The organism is uncultured Paraglaciecola sp. (assembly GCF_937123705.1).
Taxonomy (GTDB): domain Bacteria; phylum Pseudomonadota; class Gammaproteobacteria; order Enterobacterales; family Alteromonadaceae; genus Paraglaciecola.
In genome coordinates, this window is sequence record NZ_CAKZKO010000030.1 from 1 (window position 1) to 7,653 (window position 7,653).

At 45.7% G+C, this 7,653-nt stretch carries 14 protein-coding genes; 1 reads left to right on the top strand and 13 read right to left on the bottom strand.

Annotation, left to right across the window (positions count from 1 at the left end):
- The 8 genes from Q0688_RS04145 to Q0688_RS04180 all read right to left on the bottom strand — a co-directional run.
- Positions 1-2,264: hypothetical protein (locus Q0688_RS04145; protein ID WP_299073450.1), on the bottom strand; the 2,264-nt coding region annotated here is incomplete at its 3' end.
- A complete protein-coding gene (locus Q0688_RS04150; RefSeq protein ID WP_299073452.1) occupies positions 2,261-2,692 on the bottom strand; it encodes a hypothetical protein in 432 nt (143 codons plus the stop codon). The genes Q0688_RS04150 and Q0688_RS04145, both read right to left, overlap by 4 nt.
- Entirely contained in the window at positions 2,689-3,084 is a 396-nt protein-coding gene (locus Q0688_RS04155) for a hypothetical protein (protein WP_299073454.1), read from the bottom strand. Before Q0688_RS04155 ends, Q0688_RS04150 begins: the two co-directional genes overlap by 4 nt.
- Positions 3,084-3,605, bottom strand: a complete 522-nt coding sequence (locus Q0688_RS04160; protein ID WP_299073455.1) for a hypothetical protein — start codon at positions 3,603-3,605, stop codon at positions 3,084-3,086. The genes Q0688_RS04155 and Q0688_RS04160 overlap by 1 nt, the downstream gene beginning before the upstream one ends.
- 53 nt (positions 3,606-3,658) lie before the next feature.
- Entirely contained in the window at positions 3,659-4,114 is a 456-nt protein-coding gene (locus Q0688_RS04165; RefSeq protein WP_299073456.1) for a hypothetical protein, read from the bottom strand.
- Positions 4,083-4,364: a hypothetical protein gene (locus Q0688_RS04170; RefSeq protein WP_299073458.1), complete on the bottom strand. Its 282-nt coding sequence runs from the start codon at positions 4,362-4,364 to the stop codon at positions 4,083-4,085. Before Q0688_RS04170 ends, Q0688_RS04165 begins: the two co-directional genes overlap by 32 nt.
- Positions 4,364-4,603, bottom strand: a complete 240-nt coding sequence (locus Q0688_RS04175; protein ID WP_299073460.1) for a hypothetical protein — start codon at positions 4,601-4,603, stop codon at positions 4,364-4,366. Before Q0688_RS04175 ends, Q0688_RS04170 begins: the two co-directional genes overlap by 1 nt.
- The gene (locus tag Q0688_RS04180; RefSeq protein ID WP_299073462.1) at positions 4,593-4,943 is read right to left on the bottom strand and encodes a hypothetical protein; all 351 of its coding nucleotides are present in this window, start codon (positions 4,941-4,943) and stop codon (positions 4,593-4,595) included. The genes Q0688_RS04175 and Q0688_RS04180 overlap by 11 nt, the downstream gene beginning before the upstream one ends.
- 42 nt (positions 4,944-4,985) lie before the next feature.
- Between Q0688_RS04180 and Q0688_RS04185 the strand changes: the two genes are divergently transcribed.
- Positions 4,986-5,153 (top strand): hypothetical protein, encoded by a 168-nt coding sequence (locus Q0688_RS04185; protein WP_299073464.1) that lies wholly within the window; start codon positions 4,986-4,988, stop codon positions 5,151-5,153.
- 157 nt (positions 5,154-5,310) lie between these two features.
- Here Q0688_RS04185 and Q0688_RS04190 read toward each other — a convergent pair whose 3' ends face one another.
- The 5 genes from Q0688_RS04190 to Q0688_RS04210 are packed head-to-tail and all read right to left on the bottom strand — an operon-like array spanning position 5,311 to position 7,577.
- Complete coding sequence (locus Q0688_RS04190) at positions 5,311-5,778, bottom strand: hypothetical protein (RefSeq protein WP_299073465.1); 468 nt, start codon at positions 5,776-5,778, stop codon at positions 5,311-5,313.
- 36 nt (positions 5,779-5,814) lie between these two features.
- Positions 5,815-6,171, bottom strand: coding sequence for a hypothetical protein (locus Q0688_RS04195; protein WP_299073468.1), 357 nt, complete (start codon positions 6,169-6,171; stop codon positions 5,815-5,817).
- Positions 6,172-6,217: 46 nt separating this feature from the next.
- Positions 6,218-6,583: a hypothetical protein gene (locus Q0688_RS04200; protein WP_299073470.1), complete on the bottom strand. Its 366-nt coding sequence runs from the start codon at positions 6,581-6,583 to the stop codon at positions 6,218-6,220.
- Entirely contained in the window at positions 6,583-7,158 is a 576-nt protein-coding gene (locus Q0688_RS04205) for a recombination protein NinG (RefSeq protein WP_299073472.1), read from the bottom strand. Before Q0688_RS04205 ends, Q0688_RS04200 begins: the two co-directional genes overlap by 1 nt.
- The gene (locus Q0688_RS04210; protein WP_299073475.1) at positions 7,155-7,577 is read right to left on the bottom strand and encodes a hypothetical protein; all 423 of its coding nucleotides are present in this window, start codon (positions 7,575-7,577) and stop codon (positions 7,155-7,157) included. Before Q0688_RS04210 ends, Q0688_RS04205 begins: the two co-directional genes overlap by 4 nt.
- Positions 7,578-7,653: the final 76 nt, after the last annotated feature.

Below are 7,653 nucleotides of genomic sequence, written 5' to 3' on the forward strand. Positions count from 1 at the left end.
TGTATTAATTTTCCTGTGTCAATTAACGATCCAGTTCCAATAAGACCTGTTATTCCTGTACTACCACCGCCACCAGATCCGCTACTAGCAATGTCAAAAACCGCTTTGTATCGCTCACCAGCAACGAAACCGTAAGTATCCGTTAGCGTTCCAGTAAAACGATAACGCAATGTGATCAGATCCACATCATCGCCTGTTGCACCGTTACCCGCTATAAAAGCTTGGTAGATAACGTTTTGCGGATCGTTGTAAACCACTGGATTTGAGCCATCTTCTTCCGATATAGTCACGCTCATAGGTGGGAAGTTCTGCGAACCAAAACCGGTCGCTGTTATTAAGTGACCACCTTCTGTTGCATTTTGTTGCAGTATTAAGCTAAAGCCACCTTGCTTACCCGATTTATCTGCAATGCCTATGATCGCCGCTGCAAATCGGTCGCTACTGTTTTTCTCTAAAAAGAGTTTTCGTAAGTCCCCTGTGTAGCCTTCTGGTGTAATGCCTCCACCAATATAATTTCCGGCTACTGCTGCTGTAAAATATAATTCGTGTATGCCCATGTTTACCTCCGGTTTGTCCAGCAATAGCGGTTTGCTTTTGCCGATGGTAGCCGTAAACGGATGAAGTATGGACACTCCGCCAATAAGACTACCGTTTCGATCAATATCAGCCATGATCAGGCGTCGATCAGTGGCTTCAATGAAGCCAAACCCGTTGTTAGCATTAAGATGGGCTGATCCTTGTTCGCTATAGATACCGTCATCTTCGATACTAACAAGATCGCCTGAGTATGCAGCTACAGTGGCCTCCGTCCCGTCAAGTAACGCTTCTCGCTCGCTGGTAGTCATGTTCCCTGTTGCTGTCCTACCAAACGGAGCAATGTTCATTTCAAATATATTAGCGTCTTTGCTGTGAAAGTGCGTGTGTGAATCCCCGCACTGAAGCGCAAAAGAAACACTCTTGGTTTTAAAATGGGCAACTAATTCATCCCGCTCGTTTTTCCCTACCGAAGCATATCCATCTGGGTTATTAGTAACGCCAGCATAAAACTGTTTAGCGGATCGAATAATAATGTACTTCTTTGAAGCTGCCGCCGTGTCTACTTCACTTTTCAGCTCTGTTTTCTGCGTAGTACCGAGCAGTGTCGCAGTGTCACCACCATCAATAGGATCTCTATGCGCTAAGAAGTTAGGTACGAATTCAGTGTAGTGGTCTGTATCAATTTTAAAATAGGAAGGAGTAAAATCGTGAGCCTCTGCCCCGTAGTCTGCTACTGGATCACTGCCAAGTTCAGATGGGTAATCAGGAGTTGCAGGGGACGCTGCATAAGTGTCTGGGTTGTTGAACCTGCCAAAATAAACATCCCATATTCGCGTACAGTTTTTCCACGCGGTTACTAAATCTGTTAGGTTGTTAAAACGACTAAGCAACCTAAAATCAAAGTCGTTACCCATCATTGCATCGTGATCGCCAATCATTGCGTAGATAGGCATTAAGCGTGCAATATGCGAAAAAGCAGGATGCCTTGCCATGTTTCTAAAAGCCGCTGCAACATGCAAGTTCTCAGCATCACTGGCTAATGAATTCACCGTAGCATCACGAAAACGCTTATTCGACCCTTCGAGAATAGTCCCAGTGGTCTGCCTATCTAGCGGTACTGATTCATTTGTGCTTTTAGGCGCATAGTAGGGTAATGCTCCAAAGCTCTCACTGACTCCACCAAATGCTTGGTAAACTAAATCGTCAATCCATCCGAAGTAGTCACAGCCGAGACTCTGAACGTGTCTAGCTAACGCAATTGCTGTGTTCTCCGCCCCCCATGTCTCACTGCTCCAAACAGTTGAATGGCAACTACCCGCCGCGCTTTTTACGGTTCCGCTAGGTAATGCTTTAAGCTCTACTTGTATCGTGTACTCAACATTAGCACCAAAATCTGACGCATCTATCGTAGCTATGTGACTTTCGCCAGCGTCTAACCCAGCTATCGAAAACTCTCTAACAGCATCGCCGAAGCCATTTACGATATCGATAGGATCGTTATTTATGTCTCCAATTGTGAACTCTTGAATCCGGTCTCCTGAGTTGGGCGCTGTGGGGCACTCGAAGCCAATTACCCCGTTTACCGTTTTACTTAACGCTGTATCGGTCGCTGAGTAGTTAGCGCCGTTAGTTTGGTTTAACCAAGAATGGGTGTTTCGACCCACCCTGCATCGCACCGATGCTGAGTTCATGCTTGGTTTATTTTTCCAGTAGCTTTGAATACTCATCTGATGCTCATCATCCTGTCGAAGCACTTGGCTGAAATGCTGTAATCGTACTCTCCGCCGTATGCCCAGATAAACTTGGCGTCATTGCAGGGCATTTTTCTCGTTGAGTTGTGATTTCCGAAGGCTAAAAATGGGACGAAATATCCGCTCCATGCTCTGCTGAATATAAAATCGGGATGGTCTATCTGCTTGCCTAACGCTGTATAGAGCTGTAGGAACTCAGAATCCTCTTTCCAGCTATTAGCCGGAGCGCAGGCTTCAATAGGAATCATCATACTCTTGGCATCATTCGGGGCGCTTAACGAAAGCTCACCCTCTCTACATACTACTGATAGCTCATCTGAAAGCCAGCCACCTAAATCAACTACGCGCTTTTCTAAAGCAACAATCACGTCATAAGCAATGGTGTTATCTGACAGTATGTTCATGCCGTAACCGTCACTTTAGCTAGTCGGTTATTACTTACAAAACTGTACTTAAGTGTAATCATTGACTTCCAGTATTCACTGATATCGCTACCGTCAGCAACCGCCCGACCTACGTTATCCTCATCATCTGAACTAACGTACTCAGTTGTTGCAGCGATAGGAATTAAATCAATTCGGAAGATGCAGTCTCTACGCTCACGCCCCGCAGCATATTTTTCGTAGGAATCGGGAATTGATAGCGTTACATCAGGGTTGTTTTTTAATCTATCCGCTGCGTCATAAGTCGATTGCGCGTTGATTACTACGCGAACCTCCGTTGCGTTATCGCTTATATCAAGTGAGCTTTGCTGAGACTTAAGCAGCGTAGCAACCGGAAAGGACAGTTGACCCATTACTGAACCGTGATCGTAAAATTAAGCACCGCCGAGGGCGCGGCTTTTAATGCGTTGATGAACTCAGCCGGGAACACGAGCCGTCTTGTTTCTGTCAGCCAGTCTCCTGTCTTACCGTAGTTAGCCTCGGCTCGAACACGGAACCCCGCCAGTGTTTCACCGTTATCTGCTACATCGGCTTCAGTCACTACCCATGGAAGCGATGCGGTTGTTGTGTCTGATGTTGTCTCGATGCAACCGTTAGAACAATCATCGCCGAACGGATTAAGCTCTGTCGCGACTTCAATCTGATACGCTCGCAGTTCAGTCGTATAGTCAAATGCTGTGCCATCGGTCTTCGTTGTGACATGCTCCCAACTGAGCAACACTGTCACATCGCACGTTAGTGTCTCGGCATCGCAGTCTTTCAGTATTTCTTGCGCCTGCGTGAACTGCGCCATAGCGATGGTTAGCGCGAATAGTGTCAATCTCTTTAGCCATGCCTTCGAGTATGTTTTGCGTCCGTAATTTTCTGGCCTCATTGTTTAATGCCCCTTCCCAGCTTTTTTGATTGTAGCCTTTGCCTTCTACCCAATCAGCCATTGAGCCTTAAAATTAAAGCAGTCGCGCCGTAAGCTGCTCCGGCCAAAAATGAATAGGCTGTAAACTGATTCACTTTAGAAACAGCGATCTCTTTTACCCCTGCAACTGCTCTAAGATGGCAATAAGCGGATAGCAAGCCAAGACATTGCCTAAATGGGATGTTGAAATAAACCCCGTTACCTATAGCGCTATCAGCTAAAGGCGAGTGAATGAAAACCGTAGTCCATGCGTACTGCCAATAAGTGTTATCTAAAGCCATCGACAAAAAGCCGAGAAAAACACCAAAAACAAACCAGCCTCGATCTGATGGCGATGAATCACCTTTAAATAGCTTTACCAGTCTTGAACTGACATTAGGCCACCACTCCCAAACCACTCTCACTGCCAGTAAAATTGTTGGGATCGTTAGCCATAAACTACCTAGAATCGCTATTTTTTCTGATGTCATCCGATGATTTCCTAACCATTTCTAAAACGTCTTCATGCAAACTTTCTACCGCCTTGCGACCTCCAATAAGTTCGCCATTGATGCCGATAAGCTTTTTAGTCTCAGCCATGCACTCCGCATGATGCTGTTCGACTTTTTCTAGCCTGCTTTCTGTTTTCTTTGATGCTGATAAGTGAAGCTTCCAGAGAATGCCAATTGTCGCGATTAACGCAGCGCCAATGGAGCTAAGTAGTTGTGCGTCAGTAAGCATTAATCTGGCGCGCTTGGTGCTAAATCTTCAAGCCTCTGGTTGATTGCTGCTTGTGCATCGGATGCCGCGCCATCAGTAACGACAAAGACGATTCTTAGCTTTTGATCTTCAGTTAACCCGTCGTATTTTTCTAGGTTCAGTTCTTGTAGCAGTTCGCTCTCTGATTGTTTGTTAGCCACGGCATACTCAATCGCTTTTAAAGCAAGTTCAGCGCCTTTGATGATGAGTTCATTGCTCACTGATTTTCTCCAGAGCTTTAATAATGAGCGCTAATTGAGATTCAGCGTCGGCAGGATTGGTTGATATGATGGATAAGGCTTCGCGCTGGTCTTGTTTGAGCTTATCTAGCCTTTTTTTGCGCTCTTCTAGCGCGATTAGCTCGTCTAGCGTGGCAATCTGTGCCTCGGCCTCAATCTTCTTGTAAGCGGCTGTTAAGCCTTGCTCAACGCGACAGGCATTGAGATTAACTGGTTGCTCAAAGTGCTGTTTACAGGGGTCAATTGGAGTTAATAGGCTTAAAACCGGCACTGATGAGCAGCCAGCAATCACAAACAAACTGGCGAGTAGAAATAGTCTCATTGGTCGTCAGCGTTCTTGTTCTTGCCGACATTCAGCGAAAGAATGTTTAAAACCTTCAAAATGGCGCTGATTACTTTGTCATCCGAGGTTGTGGGTGTCATAGCCGTGATTGCGCTAACCGAAGTGACTAGCGCGGTTGCTGCGATCAGCCATGCGGGTAGATTAGTGAAAAAGCTTTCTAGTGCTTCCATTGAAAACCTCAAGTCGTAGGCAATAAAAAACCCGCCGGAGCGGGTCGAGGGGAGATTGGAGCAAAAAAATACCCGCAAGAAGCAGGTATGAGTGGGCAATAACGCCCTTATAGCAAATATTGCACTATTTCCTTATACCTGTCAACCCATACAGTGCTGTATGAATATTCAGCAGTTTACTTTTGGCTGCTCCATGCCTTTACTGTTCGATTCTCAATGTCAGCCAGCTTTTCAGACCACGTTTTTTTATAATTCTCTTGCTTGCAATTAAGCCGCCTAGCCGCCTCTGCTTGAGATAGCCTTTCTGAGTGAAGATAGTAATACAAAACGATGTTAGCGATTTCTAGCTTTATCTCGCTCCAATTTGCTTGCTTTACCGCCCCCATCTTCCAATGCTCAACCTGCCGCTTATCTTCGACATGCTTTACGATCCTTGCGATTAACCTAAGCTCAGCGTCAACGTCACCCTCTCTCGCTGCAATGAGTAGCTTTGCCTCTTCTGACATAGCCCTTGTCTCAAGATGACTGTACGGCTCTTTTGAGGTCTGATGGTTGCGGGTTTCAGTACCCCGAGCAACCATATTGCCCACGATTTTAATACCACCCCCAATGCGGATTACTCTGTAAAGCTCTGGCTGTTTCACTCGCGCTCCTTATGGGTTAAAGCTAAATTAGTACAGCTAATAAAGCCTAACTATTTTTGTGTTTTTATTTAAAGGGTGGGCAGAACCAAAGACGCACTGTATTTCGCTCTCCGCCAATATTCTGCCAACCTCGATTCTCATTGCGTTATAACCTAGCCTCCTTAACCGCTTGTATTCAGCTTTGGTAAACCATCTCTTAAGCTGAGCTATTGTTTTGCATCCGCAGGCAGCATACTCACCAACTAAAAGTTCATTTTGAATAGGGCCGAATTCATCAAGCCAAGATTTAAGGTTTTGGTGGTCGGCTCTAATCTCTACCCACTGACTAGAAAACCCCGGCTTAAATGGACCCCTGCCATCGGCGTCCTGTATGCGGAAAACGGTTTCACTCATAACCTACTCCTAATCCAATTTAGTTAATCAACGTACAGAAATAATTCTAAATCTCGCCCGATTTCGGATCGTACTCACAGTGCAAATGCTCATTGCCGTTCGTATTTTCGTAAACGACATCAAAGCCCTTGGGAAGCCTGCGCTTAAACTCACTGATAACATTCTCGACTGGCTCGCCAAATTTGCAATATCGAGTGCCAGTCTGCGGGTCAGTATCATGCGTATCACCATCGAACGCATCGCCGCGCCAGTGCTTTGAGCCGTTGGAGTGCCGCCCGTCTTTCACTGAATTAATCAGACACTGAGTATCGTAATAACGACAAACACCATCCCATATATTAATCGCTAAATGACACTCGTTAGATGCCCCATCAATTTTACACTCGCGTTTAAACTCTAGGCCTTTGTACATCAGTCACCTCTAAATAATCGTTTATACAATCGATCTTTCGCTCTGAATAACGTAGCGATTCGCTCTAAATCTTTTTTGCTGTAGTGGTTGGGTTTCCACTCCCTGCCTTGCTGTTTTCGTTTTTCAACCCACTCGCGTCCGAACTTTTTAGCAAGCCCAGCCTCATAGCCAATAACGTGCCCTCCAAGGTGTTCGTTACAGTGGGCGCATTGAAGGTGGATATTCCACAGCACGAATCGCAGTGATGGATATGCACCTCGACCGTGCCAATGACCGGCATGAAGGATTGAGCCGTGTAAGCTGGACTTAACTTTAAATCCCTCGCATGAGATACAGGGTTTTCCCTTGTCTCTTGTGCGGATGTAGCCATTAACGGCTGCCTGGGCTTTGCTAAGCTGAGATTTTTTGGTTTCAGTACGTTTGCGATATTCAAGGGCTTCTCGCTTGTATTGCTTTCGTGTTTCGTTAGATGCAAATTTTGCAGCGCAACTAGGCGAGCATACTTTTTGCATTGTCTGATATGGCTTAAAGTCAGCCTTGCATACTTTGCATTTTTTGACCCTAGCCGCTCTCATTGATTAAAACGAGTTGGCCAAGGCGCAACGGGAATCGACAACGAGGTTAATTTTCTATTCACCACATCGTAAACAACCGAAGGGTCTTTGGTTTTCATATCTCGCGTTGATGTCGTCTCTAAATACGCCTTTTGTGCTACACGCCAAACGTCATCAATGATGGTGCTTTTAGTCCAGGGCGCTTCAACTCCAGCCGCTAGACTTTCGTAATAAGTATTACGCTCTAGCCCTGAATCGTTGCAGATAATGGCCTGATCTGATCCCCACTGCCAAATACAATTGTTTTGCGTTAGTGTTCGCTGTTCATCGATAGGCTCGACTGTTATTTTAAAACCGGCTGATGGCCAGTCGTGAAAGATAGGGTCGTTAATCACCTTACCAACTAACTCGCCTCGGTTTCTCACCATAATCTCTGTCACTTCTTAACCCCTTTCCGCTTCTGGCTTTCACGCCTTAATTTTTTAGTTAAACCGTCTTCGCCGTAACCGGACTGGC

Bases quoted from the DNA above. Each gene is read 5' to 3' on its own strand.
- Q0688_RS04165 (WP_299073456.1), bottom strand. From the start codon at position 4,114: ATGACATCAGAAAAAATAGCGATTCTAGGTAGTTTATGGCTAACGATC.
- Q0688_RS04160 (WP_299073455.1), bottom strand. From the start codon at position 3,605: ATGAGGCCAGAAAATTACGGACGCAAAACATACTCGAAGGCATGGCTA.
- Q0688_RS04150 (WP_299073452.1), bottom strand. From the start codon at position 2,692: ATGAACATACTGTCAGATAACACCATTGCTTATGACGTGATTGTTGCT.
- Q0688_RS04180 (WP_299073462.1), bottom strand. From the start codon at position 4,943: ATGAGACTATTTCTACTCGCCAGTTTGTTTGTGATTGCTGGCTGCTCA.
- Q0688_RS04155 (WP_299073454.1), bottom strand. From the start codon at position 3,084: ATGGGTCAACTGTCCTTTCCGGTTGCTACGCTGCTTAAGTCTCAGCAA.
- Q0688_RS04185 (WP_299073464.1), top strand. From the start codon at position 4,986: ATGTTTAAAACCTTCAAAATGGCGCTGATTACTTTGTCATCCGAGGTT.
- Q0688_RS04205 (WP_299073472.1), bottom strand. From the start codon at position 7,158: ATGAGAGCGGCTAGGGTCAAAAAATGCAAAGTATGCAAGGCTGACTTT.
- Q0688_RS04170 (WP_299073458.1), bottom strand. From the start codon at position 4,364: ATGCTTACTGACGCACAACTACTTAGCTCCATTGGCGCTGCGTTAATC.
- Q0688_RS04200 (WP_299073470.1), bottom strand. From the start codon at position 6,583: ATGTACAAAGGCCTAGAGTTTAAACGCGAGTGTAAAATTGATGGGGCA.
- Q0688_RS04195 (WP_299073468.1), bottom strand. From the start codon at position 6,171: ATGAGTGAAACCGTTTTCCGCATACAGGACGCCGATGGCAGGGGTCCA.